This window comes from Spirosoma panaciterrae DSM 21099 (assembly GCF_000374025.1).
Classification (GTDB): domain Bacteria; phylum Bacteroidota; class Bacteroidia; order Cytophagales; family Spirosomataceae; genus Spirosoma; species Spirosoma panaciterrae.
Genome location: NZ_KB893181.1, coordinates 142,397 through 167,863, shown reverse-complemented (window position 1 = coordinate 167,863; position 25,467 = coordinate 142,397). Strand labels below are relative to the sequence as shown.

Below are 25,467 nucleotides of genomic sequence, written 5' to 3'. Positions count from 1 at the left end.
TCAGAGCTTTTTCAGCAAATTGATAAAGTACCCAGTCTTACGGCTGGGTACTTTTTTTATAAATAATGATTAAGATACAGGCTCTCAAACTGGCACACCCACCTCTTTTATGACTATCGCCCGGAGTTACTTCTACTATTTTCTGAATCACCTTAAAGACAAACCTACGCTTTCGGCCTAATTTTTAACACGGTATACACTTGAAAGTAAGTAACTTGCGGCAAAACTACTTGTTCATCTTTTTTAATAGCTAGTAACTGATAATGCGATGAAAATATATAAAAACAATTGCAAAATTGGTTGCATAAATAAGCGTAGAGCCAACGATTTTTTTGACTTTTAGAAATACAAATTAATGGCAAAAAATACTATTTTATACATCTAGATTACTATAAAGTATATCAATATGGCTATTAATTTTTCGCGATTAATTCGTAGCTAATATTTTATTAATATTGCCTTTTAAGTCGAGTTACTTTTATAACACTTTCTGGTCATAAGAACCACCACCGTATAAAATGGAGCAATATTCGGACGAGGAGTTAGTTCGGTTATATGTCGACACGCAGAAAAATATCTATTTCGAACGGCTATACGAACGTTATTGCGATAAAGTGTACAGGAAGTGTTTATCGTTTACTAAAGACCCTGTTCGGGCAGAGGATCTAACCCATGATATTTTCCTCAAACTGGTTATTAAACTTGGGAGTTTTCGCGAACAGGCAAAATTCTCCACCTGGCTCTACTCCATAACATACAACTATTGCACCGACCAGATTCGAACGCAGAATATGCGCAAAGAGGTGTACATGGATGATGGATGGGAACGGCTGGATGTACAGCAGGAAGACGATCTGGGTGATCTGGCAGAAATGGAAGCCAAGCAACTTGAGCGAGCCCTGCACCAACTTCCTCCCGAAGAACAATCGATGCTTTTGATGAAATATCAGGATGATATTAGCATTCGTGATATTGCCAATATAAACGGTCTGACCGAAAGCGCCGTAAAAATGCGCCTGAAACGATCACGGGATAAACTTCGCAAACATTATCTGGAAGGAGTTGTATTCTGGCTCCTGCTGGCCATTAAAATGATACTTTCTATTCGCTGGCCTTTTCGTTAATCAATCGGCATGGAAAATACGAACCCATTCAAACAACTTGAGCCAGATGATCTTTGCCCTCCTCATCTGAAAACTGAGTTGGTCTCTGAAATAGATCTGATACGCAATGCGGTTACCGTTGTAGACCTCTATATCGGTGATTTGTTTGCCTTGGCCTCAGCCCTTGTTAACCCACCTCACTTAACACCAGACGATACAAATCCTACCGTATGAATCAATTACCAGAACTGACCGACATTATTCGGAATACTTTTCAAACCCTGATTAATCAATTTGTTGAATTTGTACCTCGCCTATTGGGAGCCATAGTCATTTTGCTGATCGGCATTGGGTTTGCCCGATTGGTAGCTATGATCGTTCGCCGGATTTTGGGTAAGGTTGGGTTTGATAAAATCGGTAACCGTCTGAATGAAATCAGCATTATTAAACAGCTAAAGACCGAAATTAAGTTAAGCGAAATTATAGCTAAGGTTCTTTATTATTTCATTCTGTTAGTATTTATCAAAGCCTCTACGGAAAAACTGGGGGTTGGAGCGATCACCGAGATGGTATCATCGCTAATCAACTTTATTCCTAAATTAATTGCAGCCGCCATTATGCTACAGGTTGGCGTTCTGATCGCTGACGCCTTGCGAGGAGCCGTGATCAACGTGTGCCAATCATTCAACATTGCTTCAGGAAGGCTACTCAGTATGATTGTTTTCATTTTCTTCCTGATTGTTACGGTTATCAGTGCGTTAGGGCAGGCAGGCATCAATACAGAGTTACTCGAATCGAGCTTCAATCTCATTATCGGTGGGGTCATATTCGCTTTTGCTATTGGGTATGGTATCGCTTCTCGCGACTTGATGGCCAATATTATATCCTCTTTTTATACAAAAAATAAATACAAAGAAGGCCAGATTATTCAAATTGATGATGCCAAAGGAGAGATTATTAAGGTTGATACCTTGTCGTTAACCCTTCGTACGGGTCAAACCACTACGGTGATTCCTTTACAGACTTTGCAAATGAAAAAAGTAGAGGTATTTGATAGCACTCCTGCTGCCTGATTAAGTTACTCAAGTCACCTTAAACCGTCTTAAGAGCCAATCAAGTTTTCAATATGTGATATGAAAAAATTTGTGCTCTGTATAGTTATGCTCGGGCTTTCCCTGAATGGGGTATATGCCCAGGAACCGACTCGGGTAACGACTAACTTTAAAGATACAGTTGCCGTTAAACCTGATACATCGTACTGGCAAAAATCTTTCAGTGGAGGAGTGAATTTTAACCAGGCTTCTTTTAGCAACTGGTCGGGGGGCGGTGTCAATTCAGTAGCGATCGGGGCCGTTGTAGCAGCTCGTGCACTCTACGAAAAGGGAAAAATATCCTGGGATAACACTGCCGATTTGCAACTGGGATATGTGACGCAGTTAGGCAATACGCGCAAAGCTGCCGACCAAATCATGCTTATTTCTGTATTGGGCAAACAGATTGCTCCCAAATGGGACTTCTTTGTTTCTGGAACCTTCAATACATTTTTTGCTCCTGGCTATCGGTACGATAAGCTTCCAGCTGATCAGACCCGGCTAAAAGTATCGAATTTCTTTGCCCCGGCTCAGCTTACTTTAGCCCTCGGGATAGCCTATAAACCGAATGACTGGTTTGCTCTTCGCATGAGTCCAATAGCCCCACGGTTTACTTTCCTGGCCGACCAAAGTGTACGTGTAAGCCAACTGGCCAACGGCAACTACGTGTATGATCCTACCCAGAAAGCTTACGGTGTAGATCCGGGTAAGAGCAGCCGAACAGAATGGCTGGCGTTTCAGCTACAGGCAGCCATTAATCGGAATCTGACCGAAAATATATCGCTCAATACACGGTATCAGCTCTTTACGGAATACGCTCACTTTGACAACATCAATCACCGGCTTGATCTGATCCTGACGGCCAAAGCCAGCAAATACATCAGTACTACCTTTGGCCTGATTGCGCTGTACAATAAAGATTTCAGTTCCAGTCTGCAAATCCAGCAAACGCTCGCCATCGGCCTGGTTTATAACATCAGTTCATTCAAAAAGAAAAAAGACCCCACCAAAGCGAGTGATCCATTACCGGGCAGATTTTGATTTAATGGATCTTTTATCTACTTTACTTTTCGTAGTATCAATTAGTATGTTCCAACCAAAACTTAACCGCTATGCTGAGTGAATTTAAAACGTTCATTGCCCAGGGCAACGTAATCGATCTGGCCGTTGGGGTTATCATTGGCGCTGCCTTTGGTAAAATTACTACCTCGTTAGTCGAAGATATTATCAACCCAATTCTGGGAATTGTTTTGGGTGGTGCGGATTTCAGTCAAATGAAATACGTTCTTAAAGAAGCGGTTGGCACTACACCTGAGGTGGCCATCCGATACGGTAATTTTCTGAATACGATTATCCAGTTTTTAATCATCGCCTGGGTAGTTTTCTTAATTGTCAAACTGGCCAACCGCGCCCGATTATCAAATTCGATGCAATCTAAATAATAAGTTTTGTCGAGAAATTTACTTGAAAAGCCCTGGCTCATAGCCGGGGCTTTTTCATTTATGTGTTACTTTGCTATGCGTAAGTACTTGTTATGTCAGTGCAAAAAATAGTTATTCTAGGCGGAGGTGAAAGCGGTGTAGGCGCTGCTTTACTGGCACAAGCCAAAGGCTTTGACGTCTTTTTGTCGGATAAAGGAGCTCTTAAAGAGAGTTACCGAATGGCTCTTCAAACGGCGCAGATTCCCTTTGAAGAAGGCAAGCATACAGAAGAACAGATTCTGGATGCTATTGAGGTTATCAAAAGCCCAGGCATTCCCGAAACGGCCCCTTTAGTTCAAAAACTCAGAGCGCAGGGAACACCCATAATTTCAGAGATTGAATTTGCAGCTCGCTATACACGCGCTAAATTGATAGGCATTACAGGCAGTAACGGCAAAACGACTACAACGCTGCTAACCTATCATTTACTGAAAACGGCAGGTTTTAATGTAGGCCTGGCTGGCAATATAGGAGACAGTTTTGCCCAACAGGTCATTACGGATCACTTCGACTATTTTGTACTCGAACTGAGCAGTTTCCAACTGGATGATATGTACAACACTCATCTGGATGTTATGGTATTGCTCAATATTACTCCCGACCATCTTGACCGATACGGGTATAACTTTCAGAATTACGTCGATTCCAAATTTCGAATACTACAAAACGCGCGGCCAGACGATACATTTATCTTTTTTGCCGAAAGTCAGCCTATCCAAGAACAACTCGAAACGCGAAAGCCGATGGTCACTCGACTACCTGTTTCCTTGCAAGGGGTTGTTTCGCCCGGCGGCTACCTGCAGAACGGGCAGCTAATAACAGCGACCTTACATACTTCGTTCTCCATTGCTCAGACGGACACGCCATTACGTGGCCCCCACAACGCCATAAATATGCTATCGGCTATCCTGGCGGCCCAGTCGGTTGGTGTATCCAATGAAGCCCTTGCCCAGGGGTTAAAAACGTTTCAGAATGCCGCGCATCGGCTTGAACCGGCCGGAACGATTGATGGCGTTCAATTTATCAACGACTCGAAAGCGACCAACGTCGATTCGGTATTCTATGCCTTATCAAGTATGGATACGCCAACGGTCTGGATAGCGGGTGGGCTAGACAAAGGAAACGACTACAGCCAATTGGATGAGCTGGTGCAACAGCACGTAAAGGCCCTGATTTGCCTGGGTATCGATAACCATAAACTGGTCGATTATTTCGGCTCAAAGATCCCGATTATCTATGAAACCCAATCGGTTACGGATGCTGTAGCGAAGGGGCTGGAATTAGCGCAACCCGGCGAAGTAGTACTGTTATCACCCGCTTGTGCCAGTTTTGATTTGTTTAAAAATTACGAAGATCGCGGTAATCAGTTTAAAGCCGCCGTTCAAAAACTAATCACTACTTTATGATCTAGTGTGTAGGCTCTAGTTATCTATTTTATATATCATCTATCACCCATAAGAAAACATGGCTCTGCGTGAATGGATTCGAACAAATCTAAAAGGCGACCGCCAGATCTGGTGGATCGTATTGTATTTATCGATCATGAGTGTTCTGGTTGTGTATAGTGCAACTGGCACTAAGGCTTTCCGGGAACTCGATGGCAACACTGAAATCTTCCTGCTCAAACATGGCTCCCTGCTATTGATTGGGCTGGCCTGCACGTATTTTGCCCACAAGATAAACTACGTCTATTATGCCCGCTTATCCAAATATGGACTTTGGCTATCCGTTCCATTACTGATCTGGGCTTACTTCAAAGGCTCAACGCTAAACGATGCATCACGCTGGGTGACCATCCCGATCATTAACCAGACATTTCAGCCATCCGATTTAGCCAAATTGGCGCTCATTTCTAATCTGGCAGCTATGCTGGCCAAGCGACAGCGGTTCATGAACGATCCGACTGTTTTGTTTAACCTTATCCTCTGGATTGGCCTTATTTGCTCCTTAATTATCCTTTCGAATACATCGACCGCTCTTTTACTGGGTGCAACCTGCTTTCTACTGATGTATATTGGACGGGTACCCGTTCGATACCTGGTCTATATGATTGCCGTCTGCGTCTTGTTTGGCGGCATTGCCTTAGCCGCCGGACAGCGCCTGGTTACCGCTATCAACCGAATCAATAGTTTTTCCAATTCCGACACCATCGTTTATCAGGTCGAACAGTCCTATATAGCGTTGGCCAATGGCGGTTTAACAGGCCAGGGGCCGGGCAACAGTCACCAGCGAAACACCCTACCTAATCCATTTTCCGATTTTATTTATGCCATCATCGTTGAAGAATACGGCTTACTTTTAGGAGGCATTCCGGTTGTACTGGCCTATCTGTGGTTTTTATGGCGAGGGATGAAAACACTTCAGAAGGCCACCCGACCGTTTGGAGGATTGCTTTCTGCGGGCTTAACATTCAGTATCGTTATGCAGGCATTTGCCAGTATTTGTGTAGCCATCGGTATGGCTCCTGTGACAGGCCAGCCTCTACCCTTATTGAGTATGGGTGGAACATCGCTTATATTCACAGGCTTAGCTATTGGTATCGTTCTGAGCGTAAGCCGGGACGAAGCCGATGAAAGTAAAATATAGGAACCTACGATTTACCATAAATCGAATGAACGTAATTATCAGCGGAGGTGGAACCGGCGGCCATATTTACCCTGCCATTGCCATTGCCAACGAATTAAAAGCCATCGACCCATCTACCGACGTTCTGTTTGTGGGAGCCGAGGGCAAAATGGAAATGGAAAAAGTACCGCGTGCTGGCTATAAAATAGTTGGGCTACCCGTTGTGGGTATCAAACGTGAGCTAACCCTGTCCAACCTCAGTTTTCCAGTCAAACTGGGTCGAAGTTTACTAAAAGCCCGGCAGATTGTGCGCGACTTCCAGCCTGATGTGGCCGTTGGAGTCGGTGGCTATGCGAGTGGTCCGTTGCTTTTAGCAGCCTCCCTCAAAGGTGTGCCCACTCTCATTCAGGAACAAAATTCATATGCTGGCCTAACTAATAAAGTGCTGGCTCGCTGGGCCAAACGCATCTGCGTGGCTTATCCCGGAATGGAAGCGTTCTTTCCAGCCGAAAAACTGACCGTAACGGGTAACCCGGTACGAAGTGATATTCAATTTGCGGATCAGCAACGTGAAGCCGGAAGAACCTTGTTCAAGCTGGACGCCAATCGGCCAACCTTGCTGATCATTGGCGGAAGTCAGGGGGCGCGGACTATCAATGAGAGCATAGAGGGCGGCCTACAGCGCTTTGTTGAGGCTGGTGTACAGGTTATCTGGCAAACAGGCCCCGGATTCATTGAGCGGGCGCAAGCCGCTGTTGCCGCAATAGGGTCGTCTCTGGTTAAAGCTTACGATTTTATTTATGATATGGATAAAGCCTACGCCGTTGCCGATGTGGTGGTATCACGAGCAGGGGCTCTTTCGGTATCCGAATTATGTTTGGTAGGCCGTCCGGCTATTCTGGTTCCTTTTCCTGCTGCCTCTGAAGACCACCAAACGAAAAATGCGATGAGTCTGGTAGAGCACAAAGCGGCATTACTGGTAACGGACAAAACGGCTCGGGAAGCACTGGTAACTGCCGCCCTGGGTTTGCTGAACGACCCCGTTCAGCAAACCCAGTTGAAAACCCAAATAAAAACATTAGCCAAACCCAATGCTGCCCGCGACATTGCGAATGAAGTAATAAAGTTGGCTGGCTCAAGTTCGAACCTGGCCCGTTAAATAAGTTTAGTTTTTAAGGTCAGCCTAACGGCTGGTCAGTACAACGATGACTCTGGATCAATTCAAATACATTTATTTTCTCGGTATTGGTGGTATCGGCATGAGCGCGCTGGCGCGTTGGTTTCGTATCAATGGCTATACAGTTGCCGGCTACGACCGCACGCCAACGGCATTGACCGACGCTCTACAGGCAGAAGGTATTACCATTCATTTTACCGAAGATGTAGCGCAAATACCGGCTGCGTTTCTGGAAAACCCAACTCAAACGCTCGTCATTTATACACCGGCTATCCCCAGCACTCATTTGGAGTATATCTATTTGACGGAGAAGCGGTTCATCTTACAGAAGCGCTCGCAGGTACTGGGTCTGCTGGCGGGCCAAATGACCACAATTGGTGTAGCGGGTACGCATGGCAAAACAACTACTTCGTCGATGGTTACCCATATTCTGCGGGATTCCGGAGTGAACTGTGCCGCTTTCCTGGGCGGGATTACGGCTAATTATGGCACCAACTTCCTGCTCAACGAACCGGCCGACGATCTGCGTTCGGTAATTTGTGTGGTTGAAGCCGACGAATTCGACCGATCGTTTCTGACCTTATTTCCAAAGTACGCGATTGTTACCTCTACCGACGCCGACCATCTGGATATCTACGGTGCACACGAAGCGGTGCTTGCTTCGTTTGGAATGTATGTCAGTCAGATTGAAACTGATGGGGTTCTGTTCATGAAAACAGGATTATCATTGGCCGATCAAACAAAAGCAACTGTTCGGGAGTACGCTTTACAAACGGGCGACTATTACAGCCAGAAACTACGGATCGAGCAAGGCTCATTCATCTTCGATCTCGTTTATCCCAACGGAGTTATTTCTGATATTCAGCTACTGGTTCCTGGATTTCATAATGTGGAGAATGCCGTGGCCGCAGGCGCTGTTGCTCTTGAGGTGGGCGTATCTCCTGATGCCATCCGGTCTGCTCTGGCTACGTACAAGGGCGTACGTAGGCGGTTTGAATACATTCTCAAATCCGAGAACGCTATTTTGATTGACGATTATGCGCATCATCCCGCCGAAGTAAACGCGTTTCTGTCGTCCGTAAAGGCGCTGTATCCCGATCGTGAAGTGACGGTTGCTTTTCAGCCGCACCTGTTTAGCCGCACCCGCGACTTTGCCGATGGTTTTGCAGAAAGTTTGTCTCTGGCCGATCATGTTATTCTGCTTGACATCTACCCAGCCCGGGAATTACCCATAGAAGGTGTTACGTCTGAGTTGATATTTCGGGACGTACACTCGAAAACCAAACAGAAATGCACCAAAGATGAATTGATTGACGTTGTGCGAAAAATGAAACCTTCCTTACTTGTAACCGTAGGGGCTGGTGACATTGATCAACTGCTTCCTGCACTAAAATCGACTCTAAGCAACCAATAGATAAAAATATTGGAGAAACAATTGAGCTTATTTACAGATGTTTTCTACCTTTAAATCATCCAAAAAGTGGTTGTTAGCCTTTGGAGGACTGCTGAGTCTGTTTGGCCTCATTGCATTTACCGAAATACGGCATGGGCAGAAACACGTTCGGAACGTTATCGTCCAGATTGATCAGATCGATAATCACCGTTTTCTGACCAGACGTGATGTGATGGGCTACCTGACAAACGGAGGTGCTGATCCAATTACAGGCAAGAATTATGCCGATGTGGATTTGCAACAACTGGAAAAGCGGCTAAAACAACATGGATTGGTGAAGAATTGTCAGATTTCACGTGACTTGGACGGCGATTTACTGGTGGTAGTCGAACAACCCAGACCATTAGCCCGATTGGTGGTGGATGGTGATGGAAGCCGACCCGTTTCTGGCCAGTACGTTAGTGAGGAAGGGCGCTTTTTCCCAATTTCTATGAACTACTCAGCCCGAGTTCCGGTTCTTACCGGCAATTACTTTGCCCAGAACCGCTCGCTGGCCAGTGAACGAAACCGACCATTGCTGGAGCTATTGAAACGAATTCACGATGATCCGCTTTGGCAGGCACAGATTGCCGAGTTGTCCGTTGATGCGCAAGGCAACATTACGATGTGGCCACAAATGGGTAACCATAAAATAGAATTTGGGCCACCGACCGAATTAGATGCTAAATTTAGAAAATTAAAAATAGTATATACCGACGTTTTACCCGCTAAAGGTTGGGATCGTTACAGCCGGATAAACGTTGAGTACCGAAATCAAATTGTTTGCGAATGACTAAGACGGGCATGGACGAGAAAATTGTAGTAGGTCTGGACATCGGCAGCACTAAAGTATGCGCCGTGGCTGGGCGATTGATCCGGAATAACAAAGAACAGGAAACGCTCGAAGTGCTGGGCGTGGGCGAAACCAATCTGGCTGACGGGGTAGCCAAAGGGTCGGTTGTTAACGTCAATAACACAGTCAATGCTATTCGAAGAGCCATTCATGAGGCTTCCAATCAATCGAATCTCGATATTCACTTAGTCAATGTTAGCTTTAGTGGGTCTCATGTCACTTCGGTAAAATCGAGCGGCAGCATTACCCGATCCTCTTCGGGCGACGAAGTACAGGTTGAAGACATCGACCATCTGCTGAATGACATGTATCGCACGTCAATTCCGGCCGATAAGGAAATCATCCATGTGCTGCCGATGGATTTTGTGGTTGATACCGAAACGAATATCAACCAGCCCGTTGGCCGAAATGGCGTTAAGCTGGGCGCTGACTTCCAGCTCATTACTGCTCAGGCGAATGCCGCCCGAAATATTCGCAAATGCATTACCCGCAACAATCTGGCGCAGGATACCATGATGCTTTCGGCACTGGCTTCGGGGCTGGCCGTACTTACCGACGAAGAAAAATATGCGGGGGTAGCGTTGGTTGATATTGGCGGTGGCACTACCGAAATGGCGATCTACTACCGGAACGTTCTGCGCCATGTGGCCGTCTTTCCCTGGGCTGGAAATAGCCTGACGTCGGATATTCAGGCAGGTTGCAAAATTCTGCCCAATCAGGCCGAATTACTGAAAAAGAAATTTGGGAATGCAAACCCCGGCGAGTATAACCTGAATGAGGTTGTAGCGGTACCTGGGCTGAGTAATCGCAAACCTAAAGATGTACTACTGAAAAATGTTGCCGTCATTATTGAAGATCGGCTACGCGAAATAGCCGCCCTGGTACAGGCCGAAATTATTCGTTCAGGCTATGATGGCAAACTTCTGGGAGGTATTGTACTAACTGGTGGTTCTGCATTGATTCCGGGAGTAGAGCAGATTTTTGGACGGGTAACCGGCATTGAAGAAGTGCGTGTTGGCTATCCCGAACATCTTGAACCGAACGGAAGGGCCGATCTGGTAGGCGACCCAGCACATGCCACCGCTGTAGGGTTGGTTTGGGCTGGTTATAAGACCATCGATAACCGCATCTCCTTCATTACTGACCCAAACAGAGCTTTCAAAGAGGAAGAAAATCAGCCGATTCACTCCCATAATGGAACAACAGGTGGGCATGGAAGCACTAACGGCCACACAACGACAGGTGGCTACGGTACGTCGCATGGCGGACGGGTTAGCCCGAAAGTACCCGACAAAACACCTGAACCCGAACCATCCAAAGACGAAGGGGGTTTGATTGGCTGGTTACGTAAACTAACCCGCCCGATCAGAGGCAACGAAACCGATCCGTATTAAGCCCGCCCTACGCGGTGGTTATTACCCGAATCGGCGATATGAAGTGTAAAGACATGAATAGATACTCCAACCCACACGATGAATACTCAAGGCTATAGATTCGAAATGCCAGACGACAACCCGGTTATTATCAAGGTTGTCGGGGTGGGCGGCATGGGCGGAAATGCCGTCAAGCACATGGATAAAATGAAAATGCAGGATGTCAGTTTTGCTGTTTGCAATACGGACCGTCAGGCGCTCATGAGTAATCCTGTGAAAACGAAGCTGCAATTGGGCGACGGATTGGGTGCGGGTACGGAATCAAAAGCGGGTGAAGATGCCGCCCGTGCCAGTATCGAAGAAATTGAGAATCTGCTTGCACCTCCCACCAAAATGGTATTTATTACCGCTGGTATGGGTGGGGGTACAGGCACAGGCGCAGCCCCCGTAGTGGCGGAAGTAGCCCGAAAAATGGGCTTACTAACCGTGGCAGTCGTAACAGCTCCTTATTGGTACGAAGGTACCGATAAAAAAGAGCAGGCACGTGTTGGTATTGAACGGCTAAAAGACAGTTGTGATACTGTGCTTGTTGTACTGAACGATAAGCTGGCCGAGCTGTATAGCGAACTTACCTGGACGGAAGCCTATGCCCATGCCGACGACGTGCTCGCCAATGCCGTAAAAAGCATTGCTGAAATCATCACAACTCAGGGTGATATCAATGCTGACTTTGCCGATGTAAAGAAAGTATTGGAAGGCGCCGGTCAGTCGGTAATGGGATCGGCCGAAGCGGCTGGCGAAGACCGAGCCATCCGGGCTATTGAAGCTGCGCTGAACTCTCCGCTTCTCAACGACCACGATATTCGCGGAGCCAAACGCATTCTGCTGACCATTTCGTCGAGTAAGGATCATGCCATGAAACTGAAAGAACAAATGGCGATTTCGGAGCACGTAGCCCGGAAAATCCAGAGCGAAGCCAAGATGTTTAAGTTTGGGGCTATTACCGACGAAAATCTTGGTGAGAAACTGCGGGTAACGATCATTGCGGCTGGCTTCGATGGAACCGGCGATTTACTGGATAAACTCGGCAATCCGACGGGGATCGTCTCGGCCGATGCTGCCGAACAGGGCAAAAAGCCCGAAACGGCGGTCACCGATGAGGGCAGCACCAATCCCGAAGCCATTGTAAGCGATCAGACCGAAGCGGTTACCAATCAGGAATCTGCTGAAAAAGAAGAGCTGGTATTGGCTGGCAACGACGATGAAGATACAGACCCTGTTCCGACGGGTAATTCGAAATCGGATGACATCCATACGCCAACGGTCGGCTACAACGGCGGTACAACCATCGTTCGCCCAGATCCGCCAGTTTTTGTCGATCCTTTCAAAGACGATTCGGATGTTGACATTCTGGTGGATGAAGAACGGCCCGATGACACCGATCTGATCAAACGAATGGTGGATGCTTTTGTGAAAGGACAGTTTTTGGCCGCCGATCTGGACCGACCAGCCTTTGAGCGGAATAAAACGGTTCTTTACTCGATTCCGTTACTGGCCGAGCAGGATTTTGTTCGCTCAAAACTAAACGACTAACCGAATCCGAACAGGCTATTTACAGGCAGAGGCTCATATGGGCCTCTGCTTTTTTATCGGCTATGGAATGTACTTATACCACTGTAAAGCAGGCCATAATAGCACTGGCACAGCCTGAGCGGGCTATTCTGGTGGCCCGATTCTTTAAAACGGCTCCTGGGCAATACGGCGCAGGCGATCAATTTCTGGGCTTGTCGATGCCCCAGCAACATGAAGTAGCGAAACGTTTTAAAGCACTTGACCCGTTTGAAACAGAGCGTTTGATCCACGACCCTTATCATGAATGCCGTATGGTGGGGCTGCTGATTTGGGTGGCGCAATTTAAAAAAGCAGGACGAAGCCAGCAGGGTGCTATTCTGGAACGGTATCTGGCCAATCGCCAATACATCAATAACTGGGATCTGGTCGATGTTACCTGTCCGCACATTGTTGGCCAGCATCTTTTAACTAATGATCGATCAGTTCTGTATGATCTGGCCCAGGAAGATCATCTCTGGAGTCAGCGTATCGCTATGGTGTCGACACTAGCTCTGATCCGAAAAGGGCAGTTTAGCGATACATTCGCCCTTGCCGAAATCCTTTTGCCGCACAAACACGATCTGATTCATAAAGCGGTCGGCTGGATGTTACGGGAGGTAGGCAAGCGGAATAGCGATGCTCTGGAAGAGTTTCTCCATGATCATGTACGAGACATGCCGCGTACTACCCTTCGCTATGCCATCGAACGCCTTGACCCTGGCCGTCGCAAGTATTATCTGACCTTATGATACACAAAAAGTCGGTGGTCGATCCTTTGGTTTAAGTTACGACCACCGACCTCACACAGTCAGCAGGCTATCGCATCATTTTGTTCAGCTTACCAGATGCCTGCATGGTATTCATTTTCTTCATCATCTTCCGCATCTCGTCAAACTGTTTCAGCAGATTATTAACTTGCTGAATACTCGTGCCACTACCGGCAGCAATCCGTTTCTTCCGGCTTCCGTCAATAATATCGGGGCGTTGCCGCTCTACAGGCGTCATGGAGCTAATGATAGCCTCAATCGGTTTGAACGAGTCATTATCGATATCAAGGTCTTTAATCATTTTACCCATGCCGGGGATCATACCGAGCAGATCTTTTACGTTACCCATCTTTTTGATCTGCTGCAACTGCGAGAGGAAATCGTCGAAGTCGAACTGATTCTTCCGCATCTTGGCATTGATCCGGCGAGCCTCTTCTTCATCAAAGGCTTGCTGAGCCCGCTCAACCAGCGAGATAACGTCGCCCATACCCAGAATCCGGCTAGCCATCCGATCGGGGTAGAACACATCGAGGGCTTCCATTTTTTCGCCCGTACTGATAAACTTGATCGGCTTGTTGACCACAGTTTTGATCGACAAAGCCGCTCCCCCACGGGCATCGCCGTCGAGTTTAGTCAACACAACGCCATCAAAATCGAGCCGCTCATTGAAAGTCTTGGCCGTATTGACAGCATCCTGACCCGTCATGGAGTCAACGACAAACAGCGTTTCGGTTGGCGAAATAGCTTTCTTAACAGCTTCGATCTCCTGCATCATGGCTTCGTCGACCGCCAGACGACCCGCTGTATCGACAATGACGATGCGCTTACCCGATTTGCGAGCCAGGTCAATCGCATTTTTAGCAATTGCCACCGCGTTTTTATTTTCTGGCTCCGCGTATACATCCACCCCGACCTGTTCCCCTAACACCTTCAACTGATCGATAGCCGCCGGTCGGTAAATATCAGCCGCTACCAGCAAGACATTACGGCCCTGTTTTTTAAGATACGACGCCAGCTTACCCGAAAACGTAGTCTTTCCTGACCCCTGCAATCCAGCAATCAGGATAACGGCCGGGTCGCCTTTGATATTGATGCCTTGTGCTTCGCCCCCCATCAGCTCGGTCAGCTCTTCCTGAACGATTTTAACAAAGAGTTGACCCGGTTCAACCGAAATCAATACTTTTCGATCAAGCGCTTTATCGCGAATGCGATCGGTAATTTCTTTGGCAACTTTATAGTTTACGTCGGCATCGGTAAGAGCCCGACGAACTTCTTTTATAGTAGCCGCAACGTTGATTTCGGTAATGCGGCCCTGTCCCTTAAGGGTCTTAATCGCTTTATTTAGCTTATCCTGAAGATTCTCAAACATGCTCCTAAATCTCGCTCCGGTCTATACCGGCTTGTTTTTAAATGGTGTAAAATATGCCTTTCGCCATATTCCGATTCGTATGCACAGGTTTGTTTCATGACTATGCATACGATCTGCTACAAAGATAACAGTTTCCGACAGGCAATGATTACCAAACCGTTATTGGTGACACTTATCTGGGGCTTCAATCCTTATAGATCCCATGTCTAAGTCGCTTTACCGTACAATATTTTTTTGGCATTATAGTTGATAAGGCAGTACAAGACTCCATCCCCAACCCATGTAATTCGATTCTATGAGGTAACTCTACTCCGTATAAACCCTTTACTGTTTACCTCATGAGAATCTCCTTAATGCATAACGCAGCACGCTGCCTGGCTGTTGCCTGCCTACTGGCCTGCCCATTTGTACAATCGGTTGCAGTTGCTACACCAAAGAACTGGGCGTCGGTGAATCGGCTGCTGGACAAACCGAACGACAATACATCTTCTACGACCCGTACATCAGCCTCAAAATCAGAAGCGTCTGCCTCAACCCCTTCTGTTAAAGATCAGAAAGGCCACGATAAGCAAACGATTAGCCGATGCTGGAAACGACTCATGGGGATGGCCCGCGAAGTAAGCCATGCCCATCGGAACAGCAAATAACTAGGCCGATAGCATTTCCGACGGCTCCGTAGATAATCCCGCTTCCTGAATAAAGGTGTTTAACAAGTGCTGGTACGCCTGAATTTGTTCTGTACGGTGGGACGGACTCCACCCTAGTTCGTCGGCCATTAGCTGAGCTACCCTTGGAGCAAGTCGGGCTGTTAACTGCCAGTCTGAAAGTTCGACGCGCCAACGCCGGGCCAGTACATCGCGCAGGGTCATTGCCATTTCTTCGCGTACCTGATAAACAACTTCGGCGGCCAAATAAGGGTGGCTTTCTGCTAATTTTTGAGCTAGCGAAGGCTGTTCCTTGATTAGTTCGCCTAGTTGAGCTACCCGATTTCCGTACGTTCGCATCAGATGCTGACACACATCGGCCGGCAGGTTAAACGTAGCCTGTAACTGCTGCCAGTCATCGAAACGGTACGATTCTCCACCTACCAAATAAGCGGTTTCGGTACGACTCGGTACGGTTTTGTTTAGTAACTCGCCAGCCCGATCAATAGCGTCCTGCGCCATCAGGCGATAGGTGGTCCATTTGCCTCCAAGCAAACTGAGCAAACCTGATGTATCATCATATTCTACCTCATGGTCGCGCAGCAGGGTCTTGGTATCGGCCCTACTGCTGACGATCAATGGGCGAATACCACCAAATCCAGCCTGTATCTGAGAGCGTTCGGGCATTTTCGCCAGATAAGGCCGCACCGTCTCCAGAAGGTAATCTACTTCATCGGGCTCCAGTAGTGGCTCCCGCAACAAACTATCGTAATCATTATCAGTCGTTCCGACAAATACTTTATCTCCGAATGGAATGGCAAAAATGACGCGTCCATCAGCCGTTTTGGGAATCAACACGGCATAAGCACTGTCCAGTGTTTCGCGCGGAAGCACAATATGTACCCCTTTGCTGGGCCGGATACGCTGATCGAGTTCAGGATTAGCCAGCAGTCGAATCGCATCGGAATAAGGGCCGGTACAATTCAAAAATACAGACGCTTTTACCCTGACCGTTTCGCCGGTAAGCTGATCCTTCACCAATGCGTTTGTAATGCGCCCCGCCTGCCGACCAAAATCCGTAACGGCAGCATAATTTACAACAGCCGCCCCAGCTTCATCGGCCGAGTGAGCCAACGCCAGCGCATAGCGGGAATCGTTGAACTGTCCATCATAATACAGCACAGCACTGTGCATCTTTTGGGTAAGCTTTGGGCTTTTCTCCAGTGCCTGCCCCCGACTGAGCCACTTCCCTTTCGGAAACGCATCGTGTCCTGAAATCAGGTCGTAGAGGGTTAGGCCGATGGTCATGTACATCCCTTCGAACCAACTAAAAACGGGGGTAAGAATAGCCAGTGGATGAGCCAGATGGGGGGCATTACGAATTACGGTCCGACGCTCGGCCAGTCCGTGGCGTACCTGCTTCAACTGCGCCAAATCAAGTTTTTTGATGGCCTGCTCCAGATAACGGACACCGCCGTGAATCAGCTTGGTCGACCGCGAAGAGGTTTCACTGGCAAAATCGCCCCGGTCGACCAGCGCAACGCGATAGCCTCTTAGCGCAGCATCGAATGCCGCGCCAGCCCCGCTGGCTCCAGCGCCAATAATACAAATGTCGAATGTTTCCTGCTTCAGCCGCTCCCAGTTTGTTGTCCGCTTCATGGTGTAAAGATAAGGTAATTAGCGGAGTAAGTGCTGTGAAAGAGGGCGTACAGACTGTAGTAATCACAGTAAATTAATGCAGGATCTACCTACCCGATTACTCCATCGATGTACACTGTACCCCATCCTATCCCGAGAAACTGCGGCCCATTCGACTGAAGAAGCCACTACGACCACCCGAAGGCCGGGTAGTGCGGGTAATCCGTGAGCTGCGAACATTTTCGCTTACATGCCTTGAACGGTTATACAAACTGGAGTTCGCATATACCCCCGAACTATACCGGCGTTCATCGTCCGCATAGCGGGGAGCCGTCGACCGACCCAGCATATAGCCCAGGCTACCCCACAGCAACGCGTTTGCTAAACCATTGTGATGATGTGTATGATACGCACCTGGGTTGTGCAGATACGTACGGGTCGACTCGTCATTTTCAACAAGTCGCTTGGCAGCATCGACACTTAATGTATCCCTGTGCCCATCGAAGTAACTCACAATAGCCCCAGCCTGACCGGGTTCGGCCTGGACTTCGTCAGTAATTTTGAAATTTCCGGGAGCCGTCTCGGTGATGTAGGTCCGAACACCCTGCTGAAAACGAGTTTCTGTTTGTTCTTCGGAACGATTGTTTCCACAACTTTGAAGTACCACAGCGCCGTTGAGAAGGGCCAGCGTAAGCGTGGTGCTAAGGGTAATATCTTTTACGCGCCGAAGAACGGCATGTCGGCGAAGGGGTGTCATAGCCTGATTTAGTGATAATTGACCGCTAAGCTATACCACCCATGCGAGGGTTACAACTGAATAAGGATGAACAGTTTGTAGGGATTACTTAACGGTTGCTAGAACGGACGATATTTTGTTCCGAACAAAATGGCGATACCTGCCGAAGCACTGACCACATTTACAGTACGGTCGCTGCTGAACGTAGCGCTTTCGGGGCGGCTCGTACCACTGGTGGTGGTTGAGGTTACGTTATCGAACGTAAATGCAGCCTGGCTATAGTCGGCATTAAGCAGCACGGCCGTATTCAAACCCAAGCGATACCGTACTGAAAGACCCGCTCCATAAGCCATGGCCGTACTTTGCGAGCCCGTCGTTTTCACCGACATCTCCGAACGTCCTACCATTCCGGCAACGGATGTATTGGGTAATACAGCCAAAGCCCGACCTGCTAATAAACGAGCGTCCAGGGAAAAGCGGCCGCCCATGGGTAAAGAAACATAGGGACCGGCCATAACCGTCATGACCGACCAGTTATCGGCTTTTGCGGTCCAGTTGCTGGCGTTGCTCTGCGATATAGCGCTGAGCATGGCTCCTGTGTTAACTGTATTGCGATGCTGTTCTCCCCGGATCATAAGCCCAACGGGTCCTACCATCCGATAGCCAGCCGACACATTAAAAGCAAATCCTTCACCGGCCATACAGGCCTGATTGTCGGTTGGTGAGCAACTGGCAAACCGACCAACGGGTACACTTGCCCCTGCAGATGCCGCAAAAAAACCTTTTTTATCCTGATGTGATAAAATAAACGTCTTCTGGCAAAACGAAGCGGTAGTCATACCAGCCGCTATTACGGTTAGGAAGAGCTTTTTCATAGCCAATTTGTTACTGATAAATGCTGGTTAGTATCTTGTCTGACCACTAACAAATACAGTGCCAAATTGGCGAGAGAGCGAGAGAGTGAAACGCTGACGCGTCCTCTTCACTCTTTCACTCTTTCACTCTTTTACTCTTTCGCTCTTTCGCTCTTTCACTCTTTCACTCTTTCGCTCTTTATCCATTGCCAGATACACCCCATTTGTCCAGCCGAAGCCATCCTGATTGGGGTATTCACCACCACCTGTAGTTAGAGCGGCATCGACAACGTTGTATTTCTCCATCATTTTGCCGGTAGCCCGGAACACTTTATCGTTCAGTGCCAGCCACCGATCGCGGCCTTCATTGGCGGTTTCGGCAAATCCATAATTCCTCAACCCCTGATACACAACCCATTGCAATGGTGCCCAGCCATTTGGCCAATCCCACTGCTGCCCGGTCTGGCTCAGTGTAGTGACCCAGCCACCCGCCTGTAGGAAATCGGCTTTCAGGCGGTCATGAACGCGGCTGGCCTGCTCAGGAGTTGCCAGTTTAAAAAATAAAGGAAAGGCTCCCGCTAGTGTCAGCGCTTCGGTCTGAACGCCTTTAACAAAGTCGTAATCATGAAAAAAGCCCGTTTCTTCATTCCAGAATGTTTGCTGAATGGCTTTCTCCCGCGCTTTGATTACCGGATCATAGTCATCATAAGCCATTTTCCATGCACCTGTTTGCAACGCGGTGTTATGCAAGGTTACTTCGAGTTGCCATAGCAGGCAATTCAGATCAACCGGAATCGTGTTAGCGGTATCGATCAAGGCCATTGTTCGCTGATCGGTAAACCAGCGGCTACTAAAATCCCAGCCCGACTCACAGGCAGCCCGAATGTGATTATACAATGCTTCAGGCTGAACGCCCAGCGGGGTAGCTTCTTCAGTTAACTCAATTTCCTGTCGATAGGCTTCAGGACGAGGAGTCGGTGTGTCGTCCCAATACCGATTCAGTATCTGGTTGCCAGATAGGCGCACTACGCGTTTACTGACGGGGTTGGCATCGGTCAATTTCGGCTGGCCATCCATCCAGAATTCATATTCACGACGAAGCTGTGGTGCAAAGGTTTTCAGGATATCCTTGCCATCGATTTGTGCCAGCAGATTAACCATCAAGGCGAAATAAGGCGGCTGCGACCGACTTAAAAAATACGTTCGGTTGCCATTGGGTATAAACCCGAAGGTATCGATCAGGTACGCAAAATTGTCGAGCATGCCTCGAATCAGCTTGACATGCACTTCGCTTGATTCTTTCAACCCCAGCATGGTAAAGTAGCTATCCCAATAGAAAATCTCCCGAAAACGGCCACCCGGCACCACATACGGATGCGGCAGCGGCACGCGCGAGCTACCTTCTACATGCGCATCTTCGGGGCGGGTCAGTCGATCCCACAGTCGATTAATATGTTCCGTTGTGCTAACAGTGGTATCACTGACGTAATCATCCGCCAGTTTTTGCGGAACCATAAAATACGCATGCACAAACGTACTCAGGTCGAAGTCAGGTTTGCTTTTTTCGGATTCGTATAAGGTAACCAAATCGGTTGGCGACAACTTGGGCACACAGTCTACAAAGGTTTTTGAATCGGCAAAAACGTGACCTAACTGGACATCGCGAAACAAATTACCAAACAGTATATCGGGAGATTGGGGAAACAACGCAGTTGCCAAAACAAATAGTGAATAGGTTCAGAAAACGTAACCAAATAGCAGTTGCTTTCTCATGATTGCAAGCCCGTTACGGAAGCAAAAATGCAAAAAGCGCAACGAATACGGGTAAAAATAATACAAATAAACTCGTATGTTTATTGTTTATAACTCTTTAACCACCGTACCTCATGAGCCATTGGCGTATTAAACTCTCTCTACTGCTCAACTACTTCGTTTTCGCCATTCTGCTCAACAGCGTTGGGACAGTCATTTTACAGGTCCAGAACAACTACGGTGTGTCGGAATCGGCTGCCAGTGTGCTCGAAGCGTTTAAAGATTTAACCATTGCGTTCGTCTCGTTTCTGGTAGCGTCGTATATCACACGGATCGGCTATAAACGGGCGATGTTGATTGCGCTGGGTATGGTTACGCTGGCTTGCCTGCTGATGCCGCAGGTTCCGGCTTTCTGGACCACGAAACTCCTCTTTGCGGCCACTGGGGCTGGCTTTGCCCTCATCAAAGTATCCATCTTTGCCACCATCGGTCTGGTTACCAACGATTCGAACGAGCACGCCAGCTTCATGAATTTTCTGGAGTCCTTTTTTATGATTGGCGTATTGTCGGGCTATTTTTTGTTCACCCTTTTTGTCGACGACACCAACCTGAAGTCAACAGCCTGGCTGAATACCTATTATGTGCTGGCCGGAATCGCCTTACTAGCCTTTTTACTGCTTCTGAGCACTCCGATTGATGAGTCAAGAGTTCGTCTGGAAGCGCCCAAAACGCTGGCCGAAGATCTGGGCGATATGCTTCGACTGGCGATTAAGCCGGTGGTTCTAATTTTTATCATTACCGCCTTCACCTACGTACTGATGGAACAGGGTATCATGAGCTGGCTACCCACTTTCAACAGTAAGATCCTGAATCTACCAACCTCACTCAGTATCCAGATGGCCAGCATTTTGGCGGCTTCGACAGCAACCGGACGCTTTCTGGCCGGGGTGATGCTAAGCCGGGTTTCGTGGTACTGGCTCCTGATCGTTTGTCTGATTGGGGCCGCCGGGCTGGTTCTGCTTGCCCTACCGTTAGCTGCTGATGTTGATGGACGAATCATAACGGGCTGGGGCGATGCGCCTGTAGCGGCTTTTATTTTCCCGTTGATTGGTTTGCTTATAGCCCCTATTTATCCGGCTATTAACTCAGCTATTCTGAGCAGTTTACCGTTGCGCCAGCATGGTCCCATGGCGGGTCTGATTGTCATTTTCTCGGCTCTTGGCGGCACTACAGGCTCAATCATTACCGGCCATGTTTTTGAAGCCTACGGCGGCCAAACTGCTTTCTATTTCTCGCTGGTTCCAATCAGCCTATTGCTGGTATTCATTACTGTATTCAGCCGAATGCAAAAGAAAACGGGGTACGAGGTAAAACAAACAGCCGGCATGGCGGGGCATTAAGTCTATCATTAGGTTTTGAGAGTCGCCACAGCGAACCGTCCTCGCTGTGGCGGTTACTGATAGCCGACATCACAGCATTTATTTATAAAAGCCCTGCATGTATATGAACCAGACAGTCAAAAAAGTTCTTTGGGGTCTTATCGGCTTACTCGTAGTGGTTTCTCTGCTGGGGCTTATACTGGCGTTTCTACCTACTCCGCCAAAGACAAATCATGTCGACGTTTCACCAGAAGAAGCCGCTCAGTTAAGGCAACATTTCACCGGCCCTCACAATCAGTTTACGACTTCGGATGGGGTAACTCTCTTTCTGCGCCGATGGAATCCAGATAGTATCGATCCATCGAAAAAAGGCATTGCCGTGCTGATTTTTCATGGCATAACAGCCCATAGTGGAGCCTACGCAATGGCAGGCGAACCCATAGCTGCGGGCGGCTACACTACCTTTGGGTTGGACTACAGAGGGCATGGTTTATCGGATGGCAACCGGGGCGATAGCCCCAGTAAAGACCGATGGATAGCCGATTTAGCCGAATCGGTACGCTATGTCAAAAGCCTTGGCTTTCCCAAAGTGGTTATTCTGGGGCATAGTATGGGCGTAGCGTCTGCGATACTGGCTGCTAATGCAGTTCCCGATGAGATTGCCGGATTAATCTTACTATCAGGCGCTTACGAGGGGCGAAAAGGCTTAAATAAACCCCCTACGTTTTTTGAGAAAACAAAGATTCTGGCAAGCTCTATCTTTCGTCCATCCTATCCGGCCATAGAATATTATCGGGAAGGCATGACGGTATCGAAAGACCCATTGTTTACCTATCACTACACACTCCGATTTGTATCCATGCTGAATGTCAGGGAGCTTCGGCTACCCAAAACACTGAACGTTCCTGTGCTGGTTGGAGCGGGCGATAAAGATGAATTATTCGAGGTAGCCAAAGTCAGGGAGTTCTACGATCTTGTACCGGGCAACAGGAAGGAATTTTTAGTAATGAAAAATACTACCCATGCCAAAATACCCGTCGAAAGTTGGAATCAATTGGTTCTTTGGCTGAATAAAACCTTTCTACAAAAGTAGGTATCTCCCCCTGCTGCTAATTCCCATTCTGAACGTCATCATTGCGAATGCCGCGTTTGTTCTTTTTGATCGACTCCCTGAGCTTCCCGAATGTATAGTTCAGACTCATCGTGAATGACCGGAAGTAGTCCCAACGAAAACTGGTTTGCTGGAAGTCGGGCCCGAAGGTAGTGTTCAGATTCTTCCGGTATTGGCGAAACGGATTATTGATGGAACCAGCAAGAGATAGCTTGTCTTTGATTACATCTTTGTTGACACTGAATGACGAACTAATTATCCGATTCGTAGCTCCCTGGAGGTTAATGCCTGGCCCGTTCGGCTGTACATTAGCCGTCAGCCGCCACTCTTTGGGTAGTTTATAACTAGTCGATAGAGCCGCCTGATACATCAATCCTTCATTTTTTAGCAACACGCCATTTACCAGCCCCTGCACCATTCCGTATGCGAACCGGCTGTTGACACTTACGTTCCACCGTTTGTTAATCGGGAAATTGACATTCGCAAACAGGCTCGGAAGCTTTGCCGTACCTGTGTTACCGTAGGAGGTACGGGTTATTCTTGTCGTAGAATCGTAAACCGACACGGGAAAAATTAGATCCCGAAAAAATGTGAACCCCACCCCTGTACTCAGTTGAGCTTTGCCCGACCCACTGAATGTTAGCTGAATATCATTGACAAGGGCAGGTCGCAGATCAGGATTACCTGTCCGTTCGAAATTTGGATTAGAACGATCGACAAACGGGTTCAACTGGTAAATGCCAGGCCGTTGAATCCGCTGCGAATAGCTCAGAACAAGACTGCGGTTCGCCTTAAGTTTACGATTGATTGCTACCGATGGAATCAGGTTGACGTACGTCCGCTTCACTCTGGAATCGACAGAAACAAAGTCGGCATCTATAACGGTACTCTCTATACGTAAACCAGCTTTTATTCCCCATTTTTTTAGAGCATACTGATAGGTCGCGTAGGCACCATAAACATTCTGGATATTCCTGAACCGATTGCTGATGGCTGGCTGAATGACGTACTGGCCTGTGATCGAGTCAACGGCAGCATACCGGAAATCGCTTTTATTGCTCCGTAAAATCCCCTTCAAACCCGCTTCGATCTGGTGTTTTCGGATCGGATGAATGTAATCGACCTGAAAGGTTTGCTCGGAAAAATGTTGATCGTTTCCCTGCCGATAATCGGGCATGGTATAGTTCATCTTATCATTGACATGCAGGTCAGCACACTGCTGGTTTTCATAGGTTAAATACCGATACGAAAACGTCAGCAGGTGGTTTTTATCGGCCCGGAAACCGCGTTGGTAATTGAATGATGCATCTTGGCCGTTACCCGTTCCGGTGCTGTTGTTTTCCAGCGTATATCCCTGCAAAACAACATCTGAATTCGTCAGCGTACTGAGTTGTTTTGTATAACCTTCTGAATGATTACCATTGAGATTCACCTGAGCCGAAAGCAGATTTAGTGAATCCAGTTCATAACTCATTTCATAGCCCAGGTAGGCCGTTCGATTCTCTGATCCGATGGTGCCTTCCTGTAAAAGAGTAGTTGGTTGCAGACCTGTAGTTATCCGCTGAACACCAGCCCGAGTGGGAAGATTATTTATTAAATTGGCTCCACCGAAGGCCGAGATACCCAACTTACCCAGCTTAGCCGAAACCGACCCGCCCAGACCAGGTCCACCAGTAGGAAAGCGCTCACTGACATTCACGGAACCGTTGTAGCCGTTATCCAGCTTTTTCATTGTGATAATGTTAATGATTCCCGCCAATCCTTCCGCATCGTATTTGGCCGGGGGCGACGTAATCACTTCAATCCGCTCAATGGACGAAGCGGGCATGGTCCGAAGAATATCCTTGTAGTTTCGCTCCATCATGCTCGATGGCTTGCCATTAATCAGGATCTTAAAATCACTGTTTCCTTTCAGCAGGAGGTTGTTATCGGCATCCAATGAGAGCATCGGCACCTTTCGCATCATTTCCAGTACATTGACGACTTTACTTTCAGGATCGGCCTGAAGGTCGTAGGTAATGCGGTCAATTTCCTGCTTTACAATCTGTTTCGTCCCCGTTACGACCACCTCCTTTAAACCCACTATGTCAGCGCTAAGCGTTACGGTACCCAACTCCAATGCTTTTTGAAGCGAGTCGGTCAGTTCAACTGGAATTCGTTTGGTTTTATACCCTACCCCTGCCATAGCCAGAGTATAATTTCCAGCTTCCAACCCGACAAACGAAAAGGAACCGTCTTCTTTGGAATAATCTACTTTCAGAACGGTATTCGGAGCCTTGATCAGATTAATTGTTATAAATGCTAGCGTCTTATGGCTTACCGAGTCGGTTATGAAACCGCGAATCGAATAAGTTCCTGACTGCTTTTGAGCAAGGCCAATACGGCAACACAATAGAAGTATCAGCACCAAAAGTACATTTATGGTTTTCATAGATTGAATGACTAGTCGATTTTGAAAGGCAAAGCGGTTCCCGTAAGAGATTCAGGCTCTTTTAGGAAAATCACAGGAAGAGAAATAGGACCGTATCGGT

General features: G+C 47.7%; 21 protein-coding genes. 15 read left to right on the top strand and 6 right to left on the bottom strand.

Annotated features, from left to right (window positions below):
• Positions 1-518: 518 nt before the first annotated feature.
• From B153_RS0112725 to B153_RS0112665, 12 genes are all read left to right on the top strand, one after another.
• Positions 519-1,124: an RNA polymerase sigma factor gene (locus tag B153_RS0112725; RefSeq protein WP_020597102.1), complete on the top strand. Its 606-nt coding sequence runs from the start codon at positions 519-521 to the stop codon at positions 1,122-1,124.
• 209 nt (positions 1,125-1,333) lie between these two features.
• The gene (locus B153_RS0112715; protein WP_020597100.1) at positions 1,334-2,176 is read left to right on the top strand and encodes a mechanosensitive ion channel family protein; all 843 of its coding nucleotides are present in this window, start codon (positions 1,334-1,336) and stop codon (positions 2,174-2,176) included.
• Between the two features lie 60 nt (positions 2,177-2,236).
• Positions 2,237-3,235, top strand: coding sequence for a DUF3078 domain-containing protein (locus B153_RS0112710; RefSeq protein ID WP_020597099.1), 999 nt, complete (start codon positions 2,237-2,239; stop codon positions 3,233-3,235).
• A gap of 71 nt (positions 3,236-3,306) precedes the next feature.
• The gene (mscL, locus tag B153_RS0112705; RefSeq protein ID WP_020597098.1) at positions 3,307-3,636 is read left to right on the top strand and encodes a large-conductance mechanosensitive channel protein MscL; all 330 of its coding nucleotides are present in this window, start codon (positions 3,307-3,309) and stop codon (positions 3,634-3,636) included.
• Between the two features lie 92 nt (positions 3,637-3,728).
• Positions 3,729-5,081 carry a UDP-N-acetylmuramoyl-L-alanine--D-glutamate ligase gene (gene murD / locus B153_RS0112700; protein WP_020597097.1) on the top strand — a complete coding sequence of 451 codons (1,353 nt, stop codon included), beginning with the start codon at positions 3,729-3,731 and terminating at the stop codon, positions 5,079-5,081.
• A gap of 58 nt (positions 5,082-5,139) precedes the next feature.
• Positions 5,140-6,261: an FtsW/RodA/SpoVE family cell cycle protein gene (locus tag B153_RS0112695; protein ID WP_020597096.1), complete on the top strand. Its 1,122-nt coding sequence runs from the start codon at positions 5,140-5,142 to the stop codon at positions 6,259-6,261.
• A 25-nt stretch (positions 6,262-6,286) separates the two neighbouring features.
• Positions 6,287-7,399 (top strand): undecaprenyldiphospho-muramoylpentapeptide beta-N-acetylglucosaminyltransferase, encoded by a 1,113-nt coding sequence (gene murG, locus B153_RS0112690; protein WP_020597095.1) that lies wholly within the window; start codon positions 6,287-6,289, stop codon positions 7,397-7,399.
• 46 nt (positions 7,400-7,445) lie between these two features.
• Positions 7,446-8,831, top strand: a complete 1,386-nt coding sequence (murC, locus tag B153_RS0112685; RefSeq protein WP_020597094.1) for a UDP-N-acetylmuramate--L-alanine ligase — start codon at positions 7,446-7,448, stop codon at positions 8,829-8,831.
• Between the two features lie 37 nt (positions 8,832-8,868).
• A complete protein-coding gene (locus B153_RS0112680; RefSeq protein WP_020597093.1) occupies positions 8,869-9,642 on the top strand; it encodes a cell division protein FtsQ/DivIB in 774 nt (257 codons plus the stop codon).
• Positions 9,639-11,096 (top strand): cell division protein FtsA, encoded by a 1,458-nt coding sequence (gene ftsA, locus B153_RS35020; protein ID WP_020597092.1) that lies wholly within the window; start codon positions 9,639-9,641, stop codon positions 11,094-11,096. Before B153_RS0112680 ends, ftsA begins: the two co-directional genes overlap by 4 nt.
• A 78-nt stretch (positions 11,097-11,174) precedes the next feature.
• A complete protein-coding gene (gene ftsZ / locus B153_RS0112670) occupies positions 11,175-12,668 on the top strand; it encodes a cell division protein FtsZ (RefSeq protein WP_026262116.1) in 1,494 nt (497 codons plus the stop codon).
• Between the two features lie 62 nt (positions 12,669-12,730).
• Positions 12,731-13,435, top strand: coding sequence for a DNA alkylation repair protein (locus tag B153_RS0112665; RefSeq protein ID WP_020597090.1), 705 nt, complete (start codon positions 12,731-12,733; stop codon positions 13,433-13,435).
• A 67-nt stretch (positions 13,436-13,502) separates the two neighbouring features.
• Here the strand turns inward: B153_RS0112665 and ffh are convergent, their stop codons facing one another.
• Complete coding sequence (gene ffh, locus B153_RS0112660; protein WP_020597089.1) at positions 13,503-14,822, bottom strand: signal recognition particle protein; 1,320 nt, start codon at positions 14,820-14,822, stop codon at positions 13,503-13,505.
• A 338-nt stretch (positions 14,823-15,160) separates the two neighbouring features.
• Between ffh and B153_RS0112655 the strand changes: the two genes are divergently transcribed.
• The gene (locus B153_RS0112655; RefSeq protein ID WP_026262115.1) at positions 15,161-15,469 is read left to right on the top strand and encodes a hypothetical protein; all 309 of its coding nucleotides are present in this window, start codon (positions 15,161-15,163) and stop codon (positions 15,467-15,469) included.
• Here B153_RS0112655 and B153_RS0112650 read toward each other — a convergent pair whose 3' ends face one another.
• From B153_RS0112650 to treF, 4 genes are all read right to left on the bottom strand, one after another.
• Entirely contained in the window at positions 15,470-17,125 is a 1,656-nt protein-coding gene (locus B153_RS0112650) for a glycerol-3-phosphate dehydrogenase/oxidase (RefSeq protein WP_020597087.1), read from the bottom strand.
• A gap of 127 nt (positions 17,126-17,252) precedes the next feature.
• A complete protein-coding gene (locus B153_RS0112645; RefSeq protein ID WP_020597086.1) occupies positions 17,253-17,861 on the bottom strand; it encodes a Cj0371 family chemotaxis-regulating polar lipoprotein in 609 nt (202 codons plus the stop codon).
• Positions 17,862-17,959: 98 nt separating this feature from the next.
• On the bottom strand, positions 17,960-18,715 hold the full coding sequence (locus B153_RS0112640) for an outer membrane beta-barrel protein (protein WP_020597085.1): 756 nt from the start codon (positions 18,713-18,715) through the stop codon (positions 17,960-17,962).
• Positions 18,716-18,838: 123 nt separating this feature from the next.
• Positions 18,839-20,413: an alpha,alpha-trehalase TreF gene (gene treF, locus B153_RS35015; protein ID WP_051097269.1), complete on the bottom strand. Its 1,575-nt coding sequence runs from the start codon at positions 20,411-20,413 to the stop codon at positions 18,839-18,841.
• Between the two features lie 167 nt (positions 20,414-20,580).
• On the opposite strand from treF, the gene B153_RS0112630 reads away from it, so the two are divergent.
• Together B153_RS0112630 and B153_RS0112625 are read left to right on the top strand one after the other, a co-directional pair.
• Positions 20,581-21,846 carry an MFS transporter gene (locus B153_RS0112630; protein WP_020597083.1) on the top strand — a complete coding sequence of 422 codons (1,266 nt, stop codon included), beginning with the start codon at positions 20,581-20,583 and terminating at the stop codon, positions 21,844-21,846.
• Between the two features lie 103 nt (positions 21,847-21,949).
• Positions 21,950-22,918 (top strand): alpha/beta hydrolase, encoded by a 969-nt coding sequence (locus tag B153_RS0112625; RefSeq protein ID WP_157634661.1) that lies wholly within the window; start codon positions 21,950-21,952, stop codon positions 22,916-22,918.
• 16 nt (positions 22,919-22,934) lie between these two features.
• On the opposite strand, the gene B153_RS0112620 is transcribed toward B153_RS0112625, so the two are convergent.
• On the bottom strand, positions 22,935-25,367 hold the full coding sequence (locus B153_RS0112620; RefSeq protein WP_020597081.1) for a TonB-dependent receptor: 2,433 nt from the start codon (positions 25,365-25,367) through the stop codon (positions 22,935-22,937).
• Positions 25,368-25,467: the final 100 nt, after the last annotated feature.